The organism is Bacillus sp. FSL L8-0528, assembly GCF_038593085.1.
In the GTDB taxonomy this organism is placed as follows: domain Bacteria; phylum Bacillota; class Bacilli; order Bacillales; family Bacillaceae; genus Bacillus; species Bacillus paralicheniformis.
The window spans coordinates 1,085,435-1,106,533 of record NZ_CP151961.1 but is presented as its reverse complement, the minus strand read 5'-3'; the positions used below and the strand labels follow the sequence as shown (position 1 = coordinate 1,106,533).

Genomic DNA, 21,099 nt, shown 5'->3' with positions numbered 1-21,099 from the left:
ACGTATTTTGACAGTTTATATTGAAAAGACCAACTGAAATGCTCATGTCATCAGGCTCGATTTTTTTGAGGCGGAATACTCATGAACAAATGCCGTCAATTTTTTCAGTGTGTCAGGACTGACTTCGGGAAAAATCCCGTGACCGAGGTTGAAAATAAACCGGTCCGTCTGCATGCCCTGATCGAGAATGGCTTTCGTCCTCTCTTCAATGACTTCCCACGGGGCAAGCAGGATCGAAGGATCCAAATTCCCCTGAAGCGTTTTTGTCAGCCCTTTATCCCTGGCTTCCTGCACGCTCATCCGCCAGTCCAGCCCGACGACGTCGAGGTCAAGATCGTGCCATTCAGTCGCGAGGTGGCTTGCGCCGACCCCGAACATAATCAGCGGCACGCCTTCTTTTTTCAGCTCTTTGAAAAGAATGTCCATCGTCGGCTTGATATAGCGGCAGTAATCACCGGCATTCAGCGCGCCGACCCAGGAATCGAACACTTGAATGGCTTTGGCGCCGGAGCGGATTTGGGCTTTGACGTATACAGCCGCCATCTTCCCGAGCTTTTTCATCAAGAGGTCCCATGCAGCAGGCTGGCCGTACATAAACGCTTTTGTTTTATTGTAGTTTTTGGACGGGCCGCCTTCGATCATATAGCTGGCCAGTGTAAACGGCGCCCCTGTAAAACCGATCAGCGGAACGTTCAGCTGTTCTTCTGTCAAAATCCTGATCGTCTCCAGCACATATGGAATATGCTCCTCCGGCTCGAGTTCGCCGAGTTTTTCAACATCTGCGAGAGATGTGATCGGCTGATCGATGACAGGACCGATGCCGTTTTTAATTTCGACGTCAACGCCAATACCTGGAAGCGGTGTCATTATGTCTTTATAAAGTATTGCCGCATCGACACCGTACTGTTCGACGGGGAGCCTTGTCACGTAAGCGCACAGTTCGGGCTGATGCGTAATTTCGAACAGTCCGTATTTTTCCTTGAGCGCTCTGTACTCAGGCTGTGATCTTCCAGCCTGCCTCATGTACCATACCGGTACATGGGGGGCTTTTTCTCCTCGGCATGCTTTTAAGAATGTGTCATTAAAAGCCTTGTCGTTTTTCATCATGATATCCACCTTTCAAGCTGCAACCATACGTTCGCAAAATTACTCCTTCCAATATACCGTTTTTTTATTGAACGGTATACTCATGAGACTTATTGTTCAAGAAATTGATGAATTTCGGGTACCTAATGACCCGAAGGAAACACTTTCGGTTCGACATAATCAGTCCCTTTCCCCTCTGTTTTCGTCTGCGGATTGTATGGAACAATTTTATAGGAAGCATTGGAAAAGATGTTTGCATAAGGGATTGAATAGCTTCCTTTCCCCTTAACCGTATCAATGAGCGTTTCTTTTCCGTTTTTCCTTTCATATATTCGGTATTCAACTCTTTTATCCTCTTGTTCATGCCATTTTAATGACACCGTAATCAGCCCCATCGGCGTAAAGGAATAGTCTGCTTTAACACTTTCCAAATCTTCGAGGCGGATCGGCCTGTCCAGATCTTTTACACCTTCAGGCGCCTTAAATCGTTCAGGCTTATGGTTGGAGCGTTTTAAAATGTCTTTAAACAGCCTTGTCGGATAAGCGCTGCCGCCTTTTAAATAATGGGATTCATCCGTTTTATCGTAGCCCATCCAGACAGCTCCCGTCACTTCGGGCGTATACCCCGCAAACCAGGCATCTTTTGTTCCGCCCTCTTTTCCGGTATACGTGGTCGAACCCGTTTTTCCAGCAATCTCTCCGGAAAAATCACCTGCTTTTCCCGTTCCGCTCTTCACGACCTCCTCTAGCATTCGCGTCATGTTCCAAGCTGTTTGTTTGCTGAATACCTTTTCTGATTTTTCCTCGTGGCGGAATATGACATCCCCGTTTTCGTCCGTGATTTTTTTAATAAAGAACGGCTGGGTGTATTGTCCTGAATTTGCGAAGGTCCGGTATGCCCCGGCAATCTCAAGCGGCGACACTCCTTTCTCTAAGCCGCCCAGCCCCAATGCCAGGCCCTCATCCGGAACGTTCATGCCCAAGCGGCTGAGATAAGGCTTCACCGTTTCGATTCCGATCTCATTTAACGTCCATACGGCAGGCGCGTTTTTGCTGTAGGTCAGCGCATCCACCATTGAGACCTTGCCCTCATACTGGCCGTCATAGTTTTTCGGCGAGTAGCCGCCGTATGACAGCTGTTTATCTTCAAGCATGGAGTACGGCTTGAACCGCTTTTCTTCAAGAGCGGGGCCGTAAACGGCAAGCGGTTTAAAAGTCGAACCCGGCTGACGCGGGGCTGTTGCCCTGTTGTAGCCTTTTGGAGCGTATTGTCGACCTCCGAGAGCGGCTACTACGCCGCCTGTCCGGTTATCGATAAAAACGGCGCTCCCTTCAGCTTTATTGTCTGTTCCGGGAAAATAGCCGTCCTGCTTCATCAACGTGTAAGCCGCTTTTTGTATCGAAACGTCAAGCGGAACACTGATCGTGTATCCGCCTTGAAGAAGCTGTTCACTCGAAATCGAATATTTGTCTTCCGCTTCTTTCATGACCAGATCAATATAGCTGTCAAGCCACGGATTTTTTGATTTTTCTTTCACATGGAGACCCAATGTGCTGCCTTGGGCTCTGACGGTTTCCTTTGAGCTGATATATCCCTGCTCATTCATCATGCCGAGAATGACATTGCGCCGCTCACGGCTTTTGTCCGGATTGAGAATGGGCGAATACGTGGACGGCGCTTTAGGAATGGAAGCAAGCACCGCTCCCTCACTGACCGTCAAGTCTTTCACATCTTTGCTAAAAAAGTAGTTTGCAGCCGCCTGGATTCCATAGACGCCGTGCCCGAAATAAAGCTGGTTCAAATACATTTCCAAAAGCTTGTCTTTGCTGTAGTCCCGCTCCAAGTTGATCGCGATAATGACTTCTTTCGTTTTTCTTAAAAACGTTTTGTCGTGTGTTAAAAAAGTGTTTTTTGCGAGCTGCTGGGTGATCGTGCTTCCACCTTCCACTTTCCCTCCCGCTAATATATCTTTATAGACCGCACGGCTCACCGATTTAAAATCGATGCCGTGGTGCTCATAAAAGCGCTTGTCTTCAACCGCGATAAAGGCATTTTTTACGCCGTCCGGCACCTCGGCAATTGAAACAGGTCTTCTGTTTTCGGTATAGAGGCTTGCGACTTCTTCTCCATTTTGGTCGACGATTTTAGAAGAAGCATGGAAAATCAGTTTCTTTTCATCAATCACATAATCCCCCAGAAACAAAATCGTAATATATCCGATTAACGATAAAAGGAATATCGCCGCTGTAATGATGATTGGAATGAAAAATCTCTTTCTCATATGGTCACCTCATTCCTTTCTATAGCTAGTATGGGAATTTTTTCTTTAAATTATGTTGCAGCATTTATAGCGGGTAATAGATAGAATTTTAAATCGTCCTTTTGTTATACTATCAAAAAAGGGGTGATGAAATTGAATTTTTACATTACATACGGAACTGTCGAGTTTTTAAAAAAGCTCGCCAAACAGCACGGTCTTGAAAACATGTTATTTATGAAAAGCCACGATTCCGCCATTCTCTTTCACGAAACCGACGGAGAAAGCGTCTTTCATTCTCCTCACCGCTACGAAATCATCGATCAGTCGGGAACTTTGGAACATTCCGGATTCGCCGTCCTCAACAACATCCCTGTCACACCGGAAGGAAGACCGCTTTTCGAAACCCGTTTTAAAAACAGAGCCGGAAAAATCGAAAATCAGCTCGGCTTTAAAGCCCTCAGGGTGCTGAGGCCGAAAGACAGCGATACGTATATCGTACTGACGTTGTGGGACACAGAACAGTCATTTCAGGACTGGAAAAGCTCCAAATCGTTCGGCGAAGCCCATCAAAAGAAGGAATCTTCAGCTGGAATCAACCAAGGCGGAACGATTTTTTCCCGCCCATCCTATATTTCTTCGTATCATTCTGTCGAATAACTGCCTTTTAAGGCAGTTTTTTTATTTCCGAGGAAATGAGCCCTTCCTTCACACTCTGACAGCCCAGGAATAAGCTGTATGAGGCTATGTTAACGGGGGGATCGGGAAATGGAATTTGAATTAACGTCCGTTCACTTTATATATTTGGGCTTTATCGCAGCTATTCTCGCATTTATGCTTCTTCGTCTTGATACCACCTTTATATCGCTTGCCGGGGTTTTTTTCATTTCATTAGCAGCGACCCATTCTGCCATTGCCTCTGTGATGGGCCTGTTCAACAGCTTAATCTACGCCGCCGGAGAACTTCTCCCGACCATTTTCATCATCTGCTTTACCGTTTCGATGAGCGAACTGTTGGCAAAGACCGGCGTTAATGAAGCAATGGTCACTCCGATCGCCAAATGGATGAAAGGCCCTGCCTTGGCCTACTGGATCACCGGAGCTTTAATGTTTATCATTTCTTCATTTTTTTGGCCCTCCCCGGCTGTCGCATTGATCGGCGCCGTCCTCCTGCCTGCCGCGCTGAAAGCCGGTCTCTCCCCGATAGCGGTAGCGTGCGCCATGAATTTGTTCGGCCACGGTTTCGCTCTATCAGGTGATTACATCATCCAGGCAGCGCCTAAATTGACCGGAGATGCAGCCGGACTGTCCGTTGCAGAAGTGATGTCTGCAAGCGTTCCGCTCGTCCTGATCATGGGCTTTTCGACAACGGCGGCAGCCTTTTTGATGCTCAGGAAAGAGAAAGGCAATAAAGCAGCGGCAAACAGTGAGCGGCGGCAAAGCGAGCCTGAATGGCTTCTTCCCCCGGCCCCAAGAAAATGGCTCGCACTGATGATTCCGGTCATTTTTTTAGGGGATATCGCCGCGATGCTGATCCTGGAATTGCAAGGAGACGAAGCGACGGCGCTTGTCGGAGGAACGGCTGTCTTCGTCATGATTCTCATTCATTTTATCGTCCACAAACACCGTCGTCTTGAGAAAATCACCGGTTATTTCATTCGCGGATTTCAGTTCGGCTTTAAAGTGTTTGCCCCCGTCATTCCGATCGCCGCCTTTTTTTACTTGGGCGACGCGGGTTTCGAAAAAGTACTGACCGCCGAGATGCCCGGTTTTTCTAATAGGATCGTGCAGGACCTCGGCTCAGCTTTTGCCCACAGCGTTCCGCTCTCTCCAGAACTCGCCGCAGTGGCGCTCACTGTCACGGGAGCAGTGACCGGTCTTGACGGCTCCGGTTTTTCAGGAATTTCTCTAGCCGGATCAGCCGCTTCGATGTTTGCTGCGGCTGTTGACGGCAACCCGGCCGTTCTGACCGCACTCGGCCAAATCTCAGCCATTTGGGTCGGCGGCGGTACACTTGTGCCATGGGCGCTCATTCCGGTTGCAGCGATTTGTAAAGTTGACCCGTTCGATCTTGCCAGAAAAAACTTTATTCCTGTAGCAGCCGGATTAACTGTCACAACGATTGCCGCCATTTTTCTTCTATAAAACGTGACAGCAAGGTTGAACAGCGGCTTCAGTTGTCATAAAATTATAAAAACTTACCATTCCTAAAAGGAGGAATTTTTTTGAGCGCATCCGCATTCATCCGACAAATCAATGAGCAGCTTGATGCACACTACGATGAAATGGTCAAATTGAGGCGCCATTTTCATCAGCACCCGGAGCTTTCTTTTCAAGAAAAGAAAACAGCCGCATTTATCGCTTCTTACTATGAAGCGCTCGGTATTCCTATCCGCACCAATGTCGGCGGGGGCGGAATTCTCGCGCACATCGAAGGCGGAACGCCCGGCCCCGTCATTGCGCTTCGAGCCGATTTTGACGCGCTGCCCATCCATGATGAAAAAGATGTACCTTACCGGTCGACGGTGCCGGGAGTGATGCATGCCTGCGGACACGACGGGCACACGGCCACCCTGCTCGTCCTCGCGAAAATTTTGAATGAACATGCCGACCGTTTAAAAGGAAAGATCGTCCTCATCCATCAGCACGCCGAGGAATATTCGCCGGGCGGAGCCAGGCCGATGATTGAAGACGGCTGTGTTGACGGTGTTGACGTGATTTTCGGAACCCACTTGTGGGCTACGGAGCCGACGGGAACCGTTCAATATCGAACAGGACCGATCATGGCCGCTGCGGACCGTTTTACGATTACGATTAAAGGCAATGGCGGGCATGGCGCACAGCCTCATAAAACAAAAGACGCCGTGTTGATCGGATCGCAGATCGTCGCTTCACTCCAGCAGATTGTCAGCCGCAGGCTCGATCCGACTCAGCCGGCAGTCGTTTCGATAGGTTCATTTGTTGCCGAAAACTCCTTTAATGTAATCGCTGATAAAGCCGTTTTAATCGGGACGGCGCGTTCCTTCAATGAAGAAATCCGCACCTTGATTGAAAACGAAATTGAACAGATTGCAAAAGGGATATGCGGCATGCATGGCGCTGATTGTGACTATTCCTTCGAAAGGGGCTATCCGCCTGTCTGCAATCATCCGGAAGAAACGGCTTTTCTCGCAAAAATCGCCAAACAGACAGAAGGCGTCGAAAACGTTGAGGAAAGCGGCATGCAAATGGGCGGGGAAGATTTCGCTTACTACCTGGAGCGCGTCAAAGGGACATTCTTCTTTACAGGCGCCCGTCCTGAAAATCCGGACGCGGTGTTTCCCCATCACCATCCGAAATTCGATCTTGATGAAAAAGCGCTGCTGATCGCAGCCAAGGTGCTGGCAAATGCCGCGATCTCCTATCAGGAGAAAGAGCAGGCGCTCCGCGAAACGCCTGCAATGTAACAGCCGAAAAAGCAAAAAACAGCCGGATCATCAATATCCGGCTGTCTCATGTATCAACCTCATATGGAAAACGTGCCTCGCTGTTTCCCCAAGATGCCCAAGCAGCTTATAGTTAGCCGTTCCGCCTATGACTGCGCCGAAGCCCGGCACAAGCTGAAACAGCTTTACAAGATCGAGATAGTCCCGGTATTCCTGCTGAAAAGCCTGCCAATCGATTTCGCGCTTTTCGGTTTCCCAATGTTCAATCATGCGGAAAATTTCTTTTCGGTGCGCTTCCCCGGAGAAGGCGAGCTGAAAAATATACAAAAGAAACATCCGCTCTTCTTTCTCCTTAATATCGTATCCGTAAATCGACGCCAATTCAAACAGGCATTTCATTTTGATGCCGAGCAAAAGCGGAAAGTCCGCCAGTCCGAGAAAAATCCCGCCTGCGCCTGTTCCGATCCCTTCAACGGCAGCCGCCTTTTGATACTGGGCGATCGTCTTCTGAGCCAGCTCATCTTTTTCCCTTAGTGAAAGCGCGCCTGTTTTCTTGTCAAAAGTCGTCAAATTCGAGCCGAGCAAAGTGGCCTCGACCATCTTTTTAATGCTTTCTGTTATCGCTTTGTGAACTTTGGCGGGAATGCGTGCGTTAATTTTCGACTGCACGCCTTTCGACATCCGCTCAGCCATCGACGGCTTTCTGAGAAACTTCATTTTCCAGCGGATCGCTTCCTCCAAATAAAGCTGGTTTTCATTCATGCGCCACTCACCTCTTCTTTCATGATACTTGCTTAAAAAGAAAAGGATTCATGATCTCTTGGCATTTTTCTTTAATCTGCTGCTGAAATAAGGCTTCAAAATTACAAATATAAGCAATGCGGAGCCGGCCAGTCCGGCGAGCATCCCGGTCCACTGCATCATGGCTCCGGCAACGGCAGACAAAACAAGCGCCTGAACGCTCAGAACAATGTGAAGCAGGCCGAAAAAGCTCTTCCGCTTTTCTTCCGCTTTGACGGGATAAAGCTCCTGCAATGACAAGTGTGAAAAATGATCAAACAGCGGCGTCAGCTGAATTCCTGTAATGAATACGGTAAAGACGATGAGCGCGGCAGAAACCCACTCATATGTCGAAAAATAAGCGATGATGATACCAAAAATTGCGGTCAGCCTGACGACGATACCGAAATAGTCGTTTGATCTGATAAAGGCCCTTCCGTACATATATGTAAATGTCCGGCGCTGTTCATACGGAATAAACCGGAGCATCCAATCGAGATATGCTCTTCTTTTCGCCTGCTTTCTAAGATGGGGAACGTCGGTGAATAGGTTCGCAATTCTGTAGAACCGCTGCTTTCTTCTGATTTCGTCTTCAATATGCAGCTCCCATTTAAACGATTTTTTCTTATCGATCATTTTAAAATACACATACAGAGCGGCCATGATCAGGTAGACAGCTGCTGCAAATGCGTATGAAGACGCTAAAGCGAAATAGATCGCGGTCGTGTTGAGAAGCAGTCTGACAATCCAGTCGGTGACCCTCATGTTTTTTTCGCCGAAAAACGTCATCCGCCATTGCATCGCCGTGTTCCATCCTTTTAAGACGAGCAGTTGAATCAGCAAGATGAAGTACGCGGAAAAAGCCTTGCCGCTCGCTTCAAAATAGAGCGGCGCCAAAGCGAGGGCCGCGGCGGCCAGCGGAAACAGCTGCGTCAACAAACTGAATCGGAAAGCCTGCTGAAAATACGGCTCCATCTTTGCTTCGAGCGGCAGCAAAAAGACGAGGTCCGCTTCTTTAATCAGTGTGCAGACGTACGAGCCTGTCAAAATGAACGAAAAGATGACGGCCATCACCCAATAAGCGGGAAAACCTTCGGGCATCTCTTTCAGCCATTTGCTGTACCAGCTCGCAGCTCCTGCAAGGAAAAAAATCATGACGATGACAAGGTGGTCATTCAGCATGTATTTCAAATATGATCTTGTTTCTTTGACATACTCCTCAATTCTTGTCTTCCAAATCCCCAGAATGCTATTCATAGCTCTCTTCCTTCGTCAGTTCAAGGTACAGGTCGTCGAGGCTCGCTTCTTCCATCGAAAACTGTTCTCTGAGCTCATCAAGCGTTCCTTTCGCCCGCACTTCGCCGTTATGGAGAATAATGAAGGAGTCGCAATACCGCTCTGCCGTTGCCAAAATATGCGTCGACATCAAAACGGCCGCGCCGTTTTTCTTCGCTTCGTTCATCCGCTCGAGAAGGGCATTGATCGCCAGCGGATCAAGACCGAGAAACGGTTCGTCTATAATGTACAGGTCGGGTTCAACAAGGAAAGCGCACATGATCATAACCTTCTGCTTCATTCCTTTTGAAAAATGGGCAGGGAACCATTTCAGGCGCTTCTCCATTCTGAATTCTTTCAAAAGCGGCGGAAGCCTTTTCTCGAACGTTTCCTTGGAAAGGCCGTACGCCATCGCCGTCAGCTCCAAATGCTCCTTCAATGTCAGCTCTTCATATAAAATCGGCGTTTCCGGAATAAACGTAAATTGGGAACGATAGCTTTCCGGATCGTCCATGAACGTTTTGCCGTTCAATTCAACCGATCCTTTGTGCGGTTCCATCAAGCCGATGATATGCCGGATCGTCGTGCTTTTCCCCGCTCCGTTCAAACCGATCAGCCCGACGATCTGCTCCCGTTCAATCGCAAATGAAACATCGCGCAGCACCGGGTTTCTTGTATACCCTCCAGTTAACTCATTAACAGTCAGTAGTGACATACGTTCGTTCCTTTCCTGCATTTTTCTTAATAGTACCAAAAACAAGAATGTATTTGAAACGTTTTCCCTCCCGCTTTTCGGCCTTAAAATAAAACGAATAATCGAATGCGCATCAGGACATTCTAATTCTTGAAGAAGGAAAAGCTTATCAACTCTGGCGAATGAGGTGTTTGTCAAAGACAAAATCGGCAAGAGTTCCTGAGTATGAAACATGTCAAGCTTAGAAATTTCTTTCATCCACTGAATTGAGAAAGCACCTGCTTTATTTGACATCTCCGTCATATAAAAAAGGTGTGACGATCAAATGAGGTGTTTGTCGCAAGAAATGTATAGGCGTTACAAGCTTTCATTTTGACGAAAATGGGGTGCTTGCAAAAGGCAGTTAACGTTTCTTCATTAAAGCGTACCTTCTTCAGGCAGGGTGAACGTTGGAGCCGTTCATCCTGTTTTTCGTGTTTTCGCGCAAATTGTGGTAATATGTTGCTTATACATAACCTTTCCCTAATGGAAAAAGGAGGAAAAGTATGAGCGACTGTATTTTCTGCAAAATCATAAACGGAGAAATCCCTTGTGCAAAGGTATTTGAAAATGAACATGTACTGGCTTTTCTCGACATCAGCCAAGTCACAAAAGGGCACACACTTGTGATTCCAAAAGTTCATAAAACCAATATTTACGAAATGACACCTGATGTTTCAAGAGAATTTTTTGAAGCGGTTCCGAAAATCGCCCAGGCTATCAAAGACGAATACGAGCCGATCGGCTTAAACCTTCTGAATAACAATGGCGAAAAAGCGGGGCAGTCCGTCTTCCACTATCACATGCACATCATCCCCCGCTACGGCAAAGGAGACGGATTCGGAGCCGTCTGGAAAACACATGCGGACGACTATTCACCGGAAGACTTGCAGAACATTGCAGCTTCCATCAACAAGCACCTGTAATCGAGACATTGTCCAAGAGCGCCGGCAGCTGCCGGCGTCTTTTTTTCGTTCAAAAAAACTCCACATTTATCAGATCGCCCGGCACGACTAAATAGACTTTGTTCTATATTTCACACAATTCAAATTTTTTATGTATAACCGGAACCTTTTATGATAGGATTGTTTTATATTTTTATACATGAACAGGGAGCGATTGTGATGATACGTACAACGAACTTTAACGCAGGACCGGCAGCACTGCCTTTAGAAGTACTGCAAAAGGCGAAAGACGAATTTCTCGATTTCAACGGTGCGGGGATGTCCGTGATGGAGCTGTCCCACCGCAGCAAAGAGTATGACGCCGTTCATCAAAAAGCGAAAGCTCTGTTAAAGGAACTGATGGACATACCTGATGATTATGAAATCATGTTTCTGCAAGGCGGAGCAAGCCTTCAGTTCTCAATGATTCCGATGAACTTCCTCTCCAAAGACAAAACGGCCCACTTCATGATGACAGGCGCCTGGTCTGAAAAAGCGCTGGCCGAAGCGAAGCTCTTCGGAAACACATCGATCATCGCGTCCAGTAAAGAAGATACGTACAGCTATATTCCCGAAGTACCGGAGATTCCGGCAGACGGGGCTTACCTCCACCTGACTTCCAACAACACGATCTTCGGAACGCAGTGGCAAAAGTTCCCTGACGCTCCGATTCCGGTTGTCGCTGATATGTCCAGCGATATTTTAAGCAGAAAAATCGATGTTTCCCAATTTGACATCATCTATGCCGGCGCGCAGAAAAACCTCGGACCGTCAGGGGTGACCGTTGTCATCATGAAAAAAGACTGGCTCGGCAAAGAAAACGAGCAAGTTGCCAAAATCCTGAAGTACTCAACACATGCCAAAGCGGATTCTCTCTACAATACCCCTCCGACTTTTGCGATTTATATGCTGTCTCTCGTGCTGGAGTGGCTCAAGGAAAAAGGAGGCCTTGATGCCATTGAGAAACGCAATCGCGAAAAAGCCGGTATTTTATACAACGCGATCGACGAAAGCGGCGGATTCTACCGCGGCCATGCGAGAGAAGACAGCCGCTCAAACATGAACGTCACCTTTACGCTCAAAAATGATGAGCTGACAGCATCATTCATCGCAAAGGCAAAGGAAGAAAAAATGTCTGGGCTTGGCGGACACCGTTCGGTCGGAGGCTGCCGCGCTTCGATTTACAATGCCGTATCGGTTGAAGACTGCAAAAAGCTGGCGGCCTTTATGAAGAAATTCCGCGATGAAAACTGATGGTTATCCTGATGACGGAGGATGGCGAAAAAGGCTTCCCCATTCCTTCGAAAGTTTGATATACTACTAGAAAGCTTTCGCAATAAATGACGAGCATATTATTGGAAAGCGTAAAAAGAGCCTAGATGAGGAGAGAATAGACATGAAAACAAAAGAATTAGTGGCTATGGCCCTGTTTGTCGCCATTGGAGCGGCGCTTCACGCTGTGATTCCGCCTTTTTTCTACGGAATGAAGCCGGATATGATGCTGATCATGATGTTTATGGGAATCCTTTTGTTCCCTAGATTGCAAAATGTTCTCGTTATCGGAATCGTGACAGGCGTCATTTCCGCGTTGACGACGGCTTTTCCGGGAGGACAGCTGCCTAACATCATCGACAAACCGCTAACAGCCTTGATGTTCTTCGGCGTATTTCTGCTTGTGAAAAAGCTGAACAGCAAAACGCTTGCCGCCGCCGGATTAACTGCTGCAGGAACGGTTCTTTCCGGAACCATTTTCCTTACGGCTGCGCTGTTCATCGTCGGCCTGCCTGGAAACCAGGGGTTCATCACCCTGTTTTCTGTTGTCGTTTTACCTGCTGCCTTGATCAACACGATCGCCATGGCGGTCATCTTCCCGATCGTGCAGTCGATCATGAAGCGCTCAAGGCTGATTGAACAAGTCAAATAAAACCAGAACCTCTTCTTGAAAAGGGATATCCTTTTTTCGAAGAGGTTTTTTTCGTTTTGATGGTCAAAAAAAGGGGAATCCGCCCGATATTTTATATAAGAAGCTGAATAAAAAAAAGGAGCAGGAGCGCCAATCCTGCGCTTCCCGTGCAAAAAAGCGCTTTTTGTTTAAGAATGCGTTTCGGCGGGTAAGATGCAGAATATCCGAGAAGCCTTAAATAATAAAAGGAGCCGGCGGTAAACACAGCGCTTAAAATTGTCAAAACAATGATAATGACAGACAACCCTCTCCCTCCTTTTTTAAAAAGTATGCTAAAATAAAGCAAGCTATGCAGAAGTTTCTAAGAAGAAAAACGGATGGCCCGGCTCAGACGCCAATATCTAATCATGAGAAGACGGGCGCCTGCCAAGCCTGATCTTTAAAAATATAACCGGGGTGATATACATGTCAAAAGGCCGATCTTTAGCAGCCGGACTGATTGTAGGCGGTGTTATCGGCGGTGTTGCAGCATTGCTGACCGCGCCGACTTCAGGAAAAAACTTGAGAGGACAGCTTAAAGCCAGCTGCGGTAAATGGGAAGACACCGTCAAAAGGCTGAAAAACGACGGAATCGCATTAAAAGAGCAATTCGTCAAAACCGCCATAGAAGGCGCGGAAATCATCAAAGACGTCGGCAGCGAACTGCAAACGTCCATCCAGGAATGGCGCGAGGAAATCAAACCTCACCAGCAGGACTTAAAAAAGGAAATCGCTGAGATTGAAGAAAAGATAAAACAGCTGGAGAAAACCTTACAAAACTAATATACTCAGCGAAAAAAATGAACCTTAAAAAAGGGGTGTGAATGGAAAATTTTCACGCTCTTTTTTTGGGTAAAATCCTGATTTCACACCGTAAAGCTGGATTTTTTAAAAATTTCGTAAATTTACATCTTTATTAATCTTTATTTTATTGGCATAATAGAAATTATAAGATAAAGAGAAGCAGGTGAAGTGAATGAATCGAGCGGAAGAGCCCTATACGGTGAAAGAAGCCCTTTTATTCAGTCAAAGAATGGCACAGCTTAGCAAGGCGCTTTGGAAGTCAATAGAAAAGGATTGGCAGCAGTGGATTAAACCTTATGATCTGAACATTAACGAGCATCATATTTTGTGGATCGCCTACCAGCTGAACGGTGCATCCATTTCAGAAATCGCCAAGTTCGGCGTCATGCACGTATCCACAGCGTTTAATTTTTCAAAAAAACTTGAGGAAAGAGGTTACCTGGAGTTTTCCAAAAAGTTGAATGACAAACGAAACACTTACATTCAGCTGACTCCGAAAGGTGAAGACGTTTTCCTTAAAATCCTCGAGTCTTACGATCCGACCCGGAATGCCGTCTTAAAAGGCGCTCAGCCCCTTCATCAGCTGTACGGGAAGTTTCCAGAAATCGTCGAGATGATGTCGATCATCCGCCATATTTACGGCGATGATTTCATGGAAATTTTCGAAAAATCGTTTTCAAACATCGAAAGTGAATTTACGAGCGAAGAGGGCAAAATGAAGAAAAAACAAGAAGCAAAAGAAGCCGGGGAATCGATAGAGATGGACAAACCGCTTGAGCCTCTTAAAAACTAAGCCAGATCGTATTGCCTGATAATGCTGATGAATTCGCTCATCAGCGGTTTGTACAGACCTTGTCTGTGAAGGGCGAAAATCGTTTCGTGCACTTCAAGTTTTTCATTTAACTGTCCCGCAAAAAGCGTGAGGAGATGATCGAACATCACATATCCTTGCGCTTTTTGTGCTTCAAGCTCCTTTGAGAGCTCTTCGCACAGCTTTTCCGTTTCCTTTGCTTCTTCCTCTGATAAGCCCTTTTCGATCAACATTTTATAATACGGATACTCTTCCATATCCGCATTGTTCAATAACAGTTTGATGTAATATTCCAGCCGCTCAAGGCGTTGCTCGATAGAGTTCATATTTGTCCCTTCTCTCCCTTTCTCTTATTTTAGCCGATATTCCCTTCTGATGAAAGTTCAACACGGGAGATTTCTGTTCCTTTTACACCCTTCTAAATTCTTTGGAAAATGACGAAATTTTTTTCGGAAAAGGGATTGATTTTTCTCATCCAGAGGAGTAAATTATTCTGAGGATTTCATATAACAGTTTGTTGAAACGGAAGGATGTCATTTATGAGTTGCTGGAAAACCATCAATCTCGTTAAAGATTATGGAGGCATGCGCATCGTGCTCACTGCCGTCAGTTTAATGATTTTATTTTTTATTCCCGAATATTTAGCGATGCAGCTGATTCATCCGCAAACTGTTCAGAGAGGCGATCATGCCCTTTTGTTTGCAGGGCTTTTGGTTGCGGCTATAATTGCCCATAAAATTCTTCATATCTTGCCGGTGATCAGCAAGAAAAAATTAGAAAAAAAGATTTATTGGTTGAAAATGAGAACATGGAGAGAAGTTCCAAAAAACACGATGCTTGTCTCTCTTCTCTGCCCTTTTTTCGTCATCACGCCTGCTTTATTTTACGCGGGGGCTGTGATGCCGAGCTTTGCTCATTATTTCTGCATCATTTCAAGCATTCATTTCGGCTATTGTCTGCCTGATTTTCTGTTCGCCTGGAAACTGATCAAAGCGCCTAAAAACTGCTATGTCGATCAGGAAGCCGACGATTTTGATATTTTAATACAAAAATAATCCAGCCGCTCAGCTCTTGGAAAATCCTTTTTTCAGTCTATTTTCTATCTTTTTTAATAAATATTTGGTAATGTAGTATGGAGCAGAAACAGAGAGGGGGATCTCCTATCATCCTTTTTTATTTCATCTTGTTTGCGGTTTTTACTGTCTTCAACATAAACAAGCTTACAAACTCTTTATGCCTTGTCAGAGAGATTCCTGAAGAACGGCAGGATAAGGTGTTTAGAATGATTAATGTGCTGATCTTAATTTTATTGATCTCATCATTCATTGAGATTTCCTTTACGGTGTAAAGAAAAAAAGGATAGCTGCCGATCGTATTGATCCGGCAGCTATCCTTTTGTTGATTAGCATATCCAAGAAGCACCAATAATAATTAATAAGATGAACAGTACCACAAGCAGCGCAAAGCCGCCAGCGAAACCTCCTGCATAACCGTCGCCCATATTGACACCTCCTCTGCCCCAGTCGTTACATTAGTGTATGCACGAATGTCATGAAACGCTTAGGCTATCGTCCAAAAGAAAAGAACCGCCTGAAAAAATAACGGTTCTTTTCTCATTTTCTAAGGTTTTAGTACAGATAAGCTGCACCAACGATGATTAATAAAATGAACAACACGACCAATAAAGCAAAACCGCTTGAGTATCCTCCGCTCATGTTATTGACCTCCTTTTCTTGATCAATATATTTGTATGAGCGAAAAGAAAATTTGACTAGACGGATGCCCCTCTGTTGAAAATCTTTTTACAGCATGTCAGAATATGATATGATACAATTCAAAGGAAAGTTTAAACTGTTATGATTAGGAGTGTTTGCATTTATGAAGAAGATTGCAATTGCGGCGATTACAGCGACAAGTGTGCTGGCTCTCAGCGCATGCAGCGGGGGAGACTCTGAGGTTGTTGCAGAAACAAAAGCTGGAAATATTACAAAAGAAGACCTTTATCAAACATTAAAAGACAATGCCGGAGCGGACGCACTGAACATGCTCGTTCAGCAAAAAGTACTCGACGATAAATACGATGTCTCCGACAAAGAAATCGACAAAAAGCTGAACGAGTACAAAAAATCGATGGGTGACCAGCTCAACCAGCTCATTGACCAGAAAGGCGAAGACTTCGTCAAAGAACAGATCAAATACGAACTTCTCATGCAAAAAGCCGCAAAGGATAACATAAAAGTAACCGATGATGACGTAAAAGAATACTATGACGGCCTGAAAGGCAAAATCCACTTAAGCCACATTCTTGTGAAGGAAAAGAAAACGGCTGAAGAAGTTGAGAAAAAGCTGAAAAAAGGCGAAAAATTCGAAGACCTTGCAAAAGAGTATTCAACTGACGGAACAGCCGAAAAAGGCGGCGACCTCGGATGGGTCGGCAAGGACGATAACATGGACAAGGATTTCGTCAAAGCGGCATTTGCTTTGAAAACCGGCGAAATCAGCGGCCCTGTGAAATCGCAATTCGGCTATCACATCATTAAGAAAGACGAAGAGCGCGGCAAATATGAAGACATGAAAAAAGAGCTCAAAAAAGAGGTCCAAGAACAAAAGCAAAACGATCAAACTGAACTGCAATCTGTCATTGACAAACTTGTCAAAGATGCTGATTTAAAAGTAAAAGACAAAGAGTTGAAAAAACAAGTCGACCAGCGCCAAGCTCAGACAAGCAGCAGCAGCTGACGCCAAAAAAGCTGTCCTCCCCTCGCGGGGCCGGACAGCTTTTTTTATGCGATGGAATGACTGTCAGCCGATTTTTCATGCTGTTCTTGATCTTCATCCAATGAACGCTTCATACGCTGTGCTTTTTCTTTTTCCATCCGTTCGATATAAATGCGGCCTTCTTTTTCGATAAAAGCCTGATCGATCTTTTCCTCTTCCTTTGCCGTCGTCATCAGCTTATAGGCGCTGAAAATAATGCCGACGATGCAAAGGTACACCCACCACGGAAACAGCAGCACGGCTTTTCCCCCTTTTTGAATAAACTGTATATCAGACATTATGCAAAAGGGAGACAAGTTATGCCGCTTATTTGTGAAAAACGGGCTTATAAAAGGAACGATTATCCAATGCAAAGACGCGTTCGGTATACTCTCCCGGCTTGACCCGTTCGAGCGCTCTGTCCATCATATTGATCTTCGCATCAAGGTTGTCGATATAGTGAAGAATTTCCGCTTCCTTGACCATCGGAGGCTTCGGACTGCCCCATTCGGGTTTGCCGTGATGGCTTAAAATCAAATGCTGGAGAATCAGCACTTCTTCTGAATCAATTTGAAGCTCTTCGGCTGCTTTTGCAATTTCTGTCACCATAATCGAAATGTGCCCCAGCAGATTCCCTTCGACAGTATAGGTCGTGGACACCGGTCCGGATAGTTCTTTTACTTTTCCAAGGTCATGCAGAATAACGCCTGCGTACAATAGGTCGCGATCGAGCGACGGATACAGGTCTGCGACCGATTTGGCCAGGTTCAGCATGGAGACAACATGGTATGCAAGACCTGATACGAACTCGTGGTGATTTTTCGTCGCAGCCGGATAATCAATGAATTCCTTGCCGTATTTTTTGACGAGGTGCCTCGTGATTCGCTGAATACTCGGGTTTTTCATTTCAAAAATATATTGAGTGACCGCATCCATCATTTCGTTTTTGGGAATCGGTGCAGTCTCAAGAAAGTCATCGATTTTGACATTTTCATTCTCGCCCGCAGGTCTGATGTTTCTCAGCTTCAGCTGGTTCCGCCCGCGGTAATGATGAATGTCGCCGACCACTTTCACGATCGTCTGCGGGCCGTAGGTCACTTCGTCCTGCTGTTTGGCGTCCCAAAGCTTCGCTTCTATTTCTCCGGACTGATCCTGGAGCATCAGCGTTAAAAACGGTTTCCCATTGCTCGCGATTCCTTTCGTTGACGATTTAATGAGCAAATACAAATCCACCTGCTCGCCAACTTCGTGCAGCATGATACCTTTTGCCATGATAAAGCTCCCTCCGTTTTCCTACATAAAATCATTATAGCACACACTTTTATTTGTTAGTTATCCCCTTTACTTCCACCTTTTTCATGACGGATGGCAGCAGAATCACATCTTCGTCGTGAAAAGCTTCTCTTACATGTTCATGACACGTAAAATACAAGATTTGCTGATCTTCGCCTGAAAGCTTTTTTAAGATGTTCAGCACTTGTTTAAACCGCTCCCGGTCAAAGTGGACAAAGCTGTCATCCAACTGGAACGGCAATTTGACTTCCTTTTGATGGGAGAGGGCCAGAGCGAATCGGATCGCTAAATAGAGCTGTTCACAAGTTGCCTGGGACAGTTCGTGGGCGTAAAAAACAGCCCCGTCTTTCCGCATGACCATCATGGAATCATCTGTTTCAGAAAAATAAATTTTTTCGTATTGCCCGGCAGTCAATGGGTTCAGTAATGTTTCAGCCGTCTGTAACAGCTTCGGAAGCCGAACCTTCTTATGTTCATCGATCTTGTTTTTGACCGCCTGCCGGATCAGCTTGACGGCGGCCCACTTTTTGGCCAGTTCGGCGACCCGCTCTTTTTGCATTCCGGTCTGATAGGCGAGCTCGGATACCGCTCCCGATTCCTCAAGTCTGACCAGTTCCGCATGGACATTCGCCGCCTTTTGTCTTTCTTCTGCAAGCTTATTTTCTATACGGGCCCTTTTTTCTTGCGCCTCGGTCAGCTTTCCTTTCAGTTCTGCAAGAGAGTGTTCTGATGCAAGCATGACGGCCTTCTCGTCCTGCCTGCCGAGCTCTCTTTTGAGCTGCCCGAGCCTTGCCGTTAATTCTTTTTTGGCTTGGTCGCGCTTCGCCAGACCGATGAACATCTCACGGCCGTCCGCCCCTGCTTTTTGAAAGAGTTCGCCAATTTGGGATTGGAAGTATTCCGTCTCTTTTGTCAGCTCTTTGATTTGTTCGGCGGTATGCTTTAAAGACACGTCCGCTTCCTGTTTTTGCCGAAGTTTTTCTTTTTGGGAATCAAGCGTGCTTTTCAGCTGAAACACCTGCTCTTGGACACTTTCGCCAGCGCGGCCGAGAGATGAGACAAGCTTTCTCAATTCCGCTTCAAAAGATGCTTTTTTAGCCTGAAGGCGGCTCAGCTCTTTCTCGATATCCCGCTTTTTCAACATTTCCTCTCGGAGTTCCTTGATTAAAGCGTACGCATCGGCTAAAAATGACGGGTCGATTGACAGGTTCAGCTCTCTCAAATAGCGTTCGATCTTCTCCTGATACGGACGGATATCCTTTTCCCACGCTTCGAACTTCTGAATCGCTCTTTCATATTCCGCTTCTCTCTGTCTGAGCTCAGCTTGTTTTGCGATGAAGAGCTGCCGGGTCTGGTCGTCCTTCCACAGCTCTTCCCTCAAAGCGTTGTCACTCACTCCGCTTTTTGAACCGCTGCGTTCAATGTCGTCCAGCTGTTTTTGAATAAAAGCCGCTGCCGCGGAAGGCTCGGGCTTTTTTAGAACAACAGCGGCAAATATGAGCAAGATCGGCACGAGTAAAGCGCCCGGGAACCACTCCTTGAAAAAGAGCGCCGCAAAAGCTGCCGCAAAAGCAGCACAAAGCGCTGCCGCAAAAGCGGTCTTTCTTCTTTTCATCCTAACCTTTTGTTCTTGCTTCAGATAGGACATCTGAAGAAGCAGCTCTTCCCGTCTTCCGGCATGGCCGCCGGCGGACGCAAGGCGGCTGAGGGTTTCCTCTTTTTGCTTGCGGATATCTTCCGGCATCACTTCATTGCTGAGAGCGGCGTGAGCCTGTTCAGCTTCCTCCAGATCAGCCCTCGCCTGCTCAAACCGTTCATCAAGCGACCGCTTCAGTTCACGCAGCTCGATGTATGCCTGAGCGGTTTCCTGCAGCTTCCACTCGTATTCATACGCGGTGTCCGCATTGAGGATATCGCATTCCTCGATTTTCAGGCGCTCAAGCCCCGCTTGAACCCGTCCGTTTATCTGGTGAAGCTGATCAGTCAAAGACGCGATTTTTTCGGAATACGACTGGTAAAACGGATATGCTTTTAAAAGCTCTTCCGCTTCGTGCTCGAGAAAGTCTTCAGCCGGTGCAAAAGCGGCGGCGCGCTGTTCCAAACGGCGTTTTTTTTCTTCCAGCGCCTTCAGCTGAGCCGCTTTTGGATGCAGGTGGGATTCAAGCTTTTCGAGCTCAAAAAGTCCGCCTTCGGGGAAACGGCTTTCTCCTGAGCCGCCGAAAGATGCGAGCTGCTCTTCCAGCTGGCGTTTTTCCGCGGCCGCCGGCAGAATCTCAATGGCCTGCTCGATTTGTGAGACGAGGTGCTCAAGATCTTTCAGCAGTTGTCCGCTTTCCTTTATTGACGCCTCAGCGCCTTTTTTTTCGTTTAACAGACGGTGGTAGTCGCCTTCCCGCGCTTTCGCCTTTTTCAAATCTTCGGAAAGCCTTTTTAACCGGTCGAGCTCCTGATTCAGTTCAGGCTTCCGTCCGTTCGGTTTAAACAGCTCTTCCTGCTTTTTCACGAGGCCGGCATCCATCTTGGAAATCGCATCAGAGCCGAACAGACTCGAAAACAGCAGAAAACGGCCGATTTTGTCACGGTTGAATTTATGAATTTCCTGAAGGCCGAACACGTCAAATGAGTAGATCGCTTTATACAGCTGTCTGTCGACGCCTGACAGCAGCTCATTTAAAAAACCTTCCGGCTTCGTGCTGCCGTCTTCCAGATAAACGGTGACCCGCTCAGGCTTTCCGGCCGTCCGTTCGATCCGGATCCGCCCCAAATCAGGGTGCCCGACCTCAAGCATCCCCCCGTAAATGACGCCCGTTTTCGGCTCGTACCGTTTCGTCTTCGGAAAACCGAACAGCACGCTTTCAATAAACGACATGAGCGTCGTTTTCCCGGCTTCGTTGAGTCCGTAGACCAAATGCAGATTTGAAGGAGACAGGCGAAATGTCTGATTGGCAAATTTACCGAATCCGTATATATGTATCGCATGTATATTCACCC

23 protein-coding genes are annotated in these 21,099 nt (G+C 46.6%); 11 read left to right on the top strand and 12 right to left on the bottom strand.

The window, feature by feature from the left end; genetic code table 11:
* Nucleotides 1-42 precede the first annotated feature (42 nt).
* Both hemE and MHI30_RS05575 read right to left on the bottom strand, forming a co-directional pair.
* Nucleotides 43-1,104, bottom strand: coding sequence for a uroporphyrinogen decarboxylase (gene hemE / locus MHI30_RS05580; RefSeq protein WP_041817172.1), 1,062 nt, complete (start codon nucleotides 1,102-1,104; stop codon nucleotides 43-45).
* Nucleotides 1,105-1,229: 125 nt separating this feature from the next.
* Nucleotides 1,230-3,368 (bottom strand): transglycosylase domain-containing protein, encoded by a 2,139-nt coding sequence (locus tag MHI30_RS05575; protein ID WP_075754814.1) that lies wholly within the window; start codon nucleotides 3,366-3,368, stop codon nucleotides 1,230-1,232.
* A 132-nt stretch (nucleotides 3,369-3,500) separates the two neighbouring features.
* On the opposite strand from MHI30_RS05575, the gene MHI30_RS05570 reads away from it, so the two are divergent.
* The 3 genes from MHI30_RS05570 (at nucleotide 3,501) to MHI30_RS05560 (ending at nucleotide 6,790) form a co-directional block, all read left to right on the top strand.
* Nucleotides 3,501-4,004 (top strand): antibiotic biosynthesis monooxygenase, encoded by a 504-nt coding sequence (locus MHI30_RS05570; protein WP_081379945.1) that lies wholly within the window; start codon nucleotides 3,501-3,503, stop codon nucleotides 4,002-4,004.
* Between the two features lie 108 nt (nucleotides 4,005-4,112).
* Nucleotides 4,113-5,489: a hypothetical protein gene (locus tag MHI30_RS05565; protein WP_075754810.1), complete on the top strand. Its 1,377-nt coding sequence runs from the start codon at nucleotides 4,113-4,115 to the stop codon at nucleotides 5,487-5,489.
* A gap of 140 nt (nucleotides 5,490-5,629) precedes the next feature.
* The gene (locus MHI30_RS05560) at nucleotides 5,630-6,790 is read left to right on the top strand and encodes a M20 family metallopeptidase (RefSeq protein ID WP_167564572.1); all 1,161 of its coding nucleotides are present in this window, start codon (nucleotides 5,630-5,632) and stop codon (nucleotides 6,788-6,790) included.
* A gap of 30 nt (nucleotides 6,791-6,820) precedes the next feature.
* On the opposite strand, the gene MHI30_RS05555 is transcribed toward MHI30_RS05560, so the two are convergent.
* Genes MHI30_RS05555 through MHI30_RS05545 form a run of 3 tightly spaced genes read right to left on the bottom strand, consistent with a single transcriptional unit; the run spans nucleotide 6,821 to nucleotide 9,539 of the window.
* A complete protein-coding gene (locus MHI30_RS05555; RefSeq protein WP_075754807.1) occupies nucleotides 6,821-7,531 on the bottom strand; it encodes an EcsC family protein in 711 nt (236 codons plus the stop codon).
* Nucleotides 7,532-7,579: 48 nt separating this feature from the next.
* Complete coding sequence (locus tag MHI30_RS05550; RefSeq protein WP_075754805.1) at nucleotides 7,580-8,806, bottom strand: ABC transporter permease; 1,227 nt, start codon at nucleotides 8,804-8,806, stop codon at nucleotides 7,580-7,582.
* Nucleotides 8,799-9,539: an ABC transporter ATP-binding protein gene (locus MHI30_RS05545; protein ID WP_020450802.1), complete on the bottom strand. Its 741-nt coding sequence runs from the start codon at nucleotides 9,537-9,539 to the stop codon at nucleotides 8,799-8,801. Before MHI30_RS05545 ends, MHI30_RS05550 begins: the two co-directional genes overlap by 8 nt.
* A gap of 524 nt (nucleotides 9,540-10,063) precedes the next feature.
* Here MHI30_RS05545 and MHI30_RS05540 point away from each other — a divergent pair.
* The 3 genes from MHI30_RS05540 to MHI30_RS05530 all read left to right on the top strand — a co-directional run bounded on the left by MHI30_RS05540 (nucleotide 10,064) and on the right by MHI30_RS05530 (nucleotide 12,425).
* Nucleotides 10,064-10,483 carry an HIT family protein gene (locus MHI30_RS05540; protein ID WP_020450801.1) on the top strand — a complete coding sequence of 140 codons (420 nt, stop codon included), beginning with the start codon at nucleotides 10,064-10,066 and terminating at the stop codon, nucleotides 10,481-10,483.
* A gap of 198 nt (nucleotides 10,484-10,681) precedes the next feature.
* Nucleotides 10,682-11,755 (top strand): 3-phosphoserine/phosphohydroxythreonine transaminase, encoded by a 1,074-nt coding sequence (gene serC, locus MHI30_RS05535; RefSeq protein WP_075754803.1) that lies wholly within the window; start codon nucleotides 10,682-10,684, stop codon nucleotides 11,753-11,755.
* Nucleotides 11,756-11,897: 142 nt separating this feature from the next.
* A complete protein-coding gene (locus MHI30_RS05530; RefSeq protein ID WP_020450799.1) occupies nucleotides 11,898-12,425 on the top strand; it encodes a tryptophan transporter in 528 nt (175 codons plus the stop codon).
* Between the two features lie 91 nt (nucleotides 12,426-12,516).
* On the opposite strand, the gene MHI30_RS05525 is transcribed toward MHI30_RS05530, so the two are convergent.
* A complete protein-coding gene (locus MHI30_RS05525) occupies nucleotides 12,517-12,708 on the bottom strand; it encodes a hypothetical protein (protein ID WP_020450798.1) in 192 nt (63 codons plus the stop codon).
* A gap of 161 nt (nucleotides 12,709-12,869) precedes the next feature.
* On the opposite strand from MHI30_RS05525, the gene MHI30_RS05520 reads away from it, so the two are divergent.
* Both MHI30_RS05520 and MHI30_RS05515 read left to right on the top strand, forming a co-directional pair.
* Nucleotides 12,870-13,226 carry a YtxH domain-containing protein gene (locus MHI30_RS05520; protein WP_075754801.1) on the top strand — a complete coding sequence of 119 codons (357 nt, stop codon included), beginning with the start codon at nucleotides 12,870-12,872 and terminating at the stop codon, nucleotides 13,224-13,226.
* 193 nt (nucleotides 13,227-13,419) lie between these two features.
* On the top strand, nucleotides 13,420-14,040 hold the full coding sequence (locus tag MHI30_RS05515) for an HTH-type transcriptional regulator Hpr (RefSeq protein WP_020450797.1): 621 nt from the start codon (nucleotides 13,420-13,422) through the stop codon (nucleotides 14,038-14,040).
* Here the strand turns inward: MHI30_RS05515 and MHI30_RS05510 are convergent.
* Nucleotides 14,037-14,384: a YhaI family protein gene (locus tag MHI30_RS05510; RefSeq protein ID WP_075754799.1), complete on the bottom strand. Its 348-nt coding sequence runs from the start codon at nucleotides 14,382-14,384 to the stop codon at nucleotides 14,037-14,039. The two genes, MHI30_RS05515 and MHI30_RS05510, sit on opposite strands and share 4 nt — an antisense overlap.
* 213 nt (nucleotides 14,385-14,597) lie before the next feature.
* On the opposite strand from MHI30_RS05510, the gene MHI30_RS05505 reads away from it, so the two are divergent.
* Nucleotides 14,598-15,113, top strand: coding sequence for a DUF3267 domain-containing protein (locus tag MHI30_RS05505; RefSeq protein WP_075754797.1), 516 nt, complete (start codon nucleotides 14,598-14,600; stop codon nucleotides 15,111-15,113).
* Between the two features lie 77 nt (nucleotides 15,114-15,190).
* Complete coding sequence (locus MHI30_RS05500; RefSeq protein WP_003180249.1) at nucleotides 15,191-15,406, top strand: hypothetical protein; 216 nt, start codon at nucleotides 15,191-15,193, stop codon at nucleotides 15,404-15,406.
* Between the two features lie 54 nt (nucleotides 15,407-15,460).
* Here MHI30_RS05500 and MHI30_RS05495 read toward each other — a convergent pair whose 3' ends face one another.
* Nucleotides 15,461-15,559, bottom strand: a complete 99-nt coding sequence (locus MHI30_RS05495) for a YjcZ family sporulation protein (RefSeq protein WP_003180247.1) — start codon at nucleotides 15,557-15,559, stop codon at nucleotides 15,461-15,463.
* Nucleotides 15,560-15,686: 127 nt separating this feature from the next.
* Nucleotides 15,687-15,773, bottom strand: coding sequence for a YjcZ family sporulation protein (locus MHI30_RS05490; protein ID WP_003180245.1), 87 nt, complete (start codon nucleotides 15,771-15,773; stop codon nucleotides 15,687-15,689).
* Between the two features lie 163 nt (nucleotides 15,774-15,936).
* Here MHI30_RS05490 and MHI30_RS05485 point away from each other — a divergent pair, with 163 nt between their 5' ends.
* A complete protein-coding gene (locus MHI30_RS05485; RefSeq protein ID WP_003180243.1) occupies nucleotides 15,937-16,797 on the top strand; it encodes a peptidylprolyl isomerase in 861 nt (286 codons plus the stop codon).
* 44 nt (nucleotides 16,798-16,841) lie between these two features.
* On the opposite strand, the gene MHI30_RS05480 is transcribed toward MHI30_RS05485, so the two are convergent.
* The 3 genes from MHI30_RS05480 to MHI30_RS05470 all read right to left on the bottom strand — a co-directional run bounded on the left by MHI30_RS05480 (nucleotide 16,842) and on the right by MHI30_RS05470 (nucleotide 21,097).
* A complete protein-coding gene (locus MHI30_RS05480; protein WP_020450792.1) occupies nucleotides 16,842-17,075 on the bottom strand; it encodes a sporulation YhaL family protein in 234 nt (77 codons plus the stop codon).
* A 67-nt stretch (nucleotides 17,076-17,142) separates the two neighbouring features.
* Nucleotides 17,143-18,087 carry a 3'-5' exoribonuclease YhaM gene (yhaM, locus tag MHI30_RS05475; protein ID WP_075754795.1) on the bottom strand — a complete coding sequence of 315 codons (945 nt, stop codon included), beginning with the start codon at nucleotides 18,085-18,087 and terminating at the stop codon, nucleotides 17,143-17,145.
* A 49-nt stretch (nucleotides 18,088-18,136) separates the two neighbouring features.
* On the bottom strand, nucleotides 18,137-21,097 hold the full coding sequence (locus tag MHI30_RS05470; RefSeq protein WP_075754793.1) for an AAA family ATPase: 2,961 nt from the start codon (nucleotides 21,095-21,097) through the stop codon (nucleotides 18,137-18,139).
* Nucleotides 21,098-21,099 lie beyond the last annotated feature (2 nt).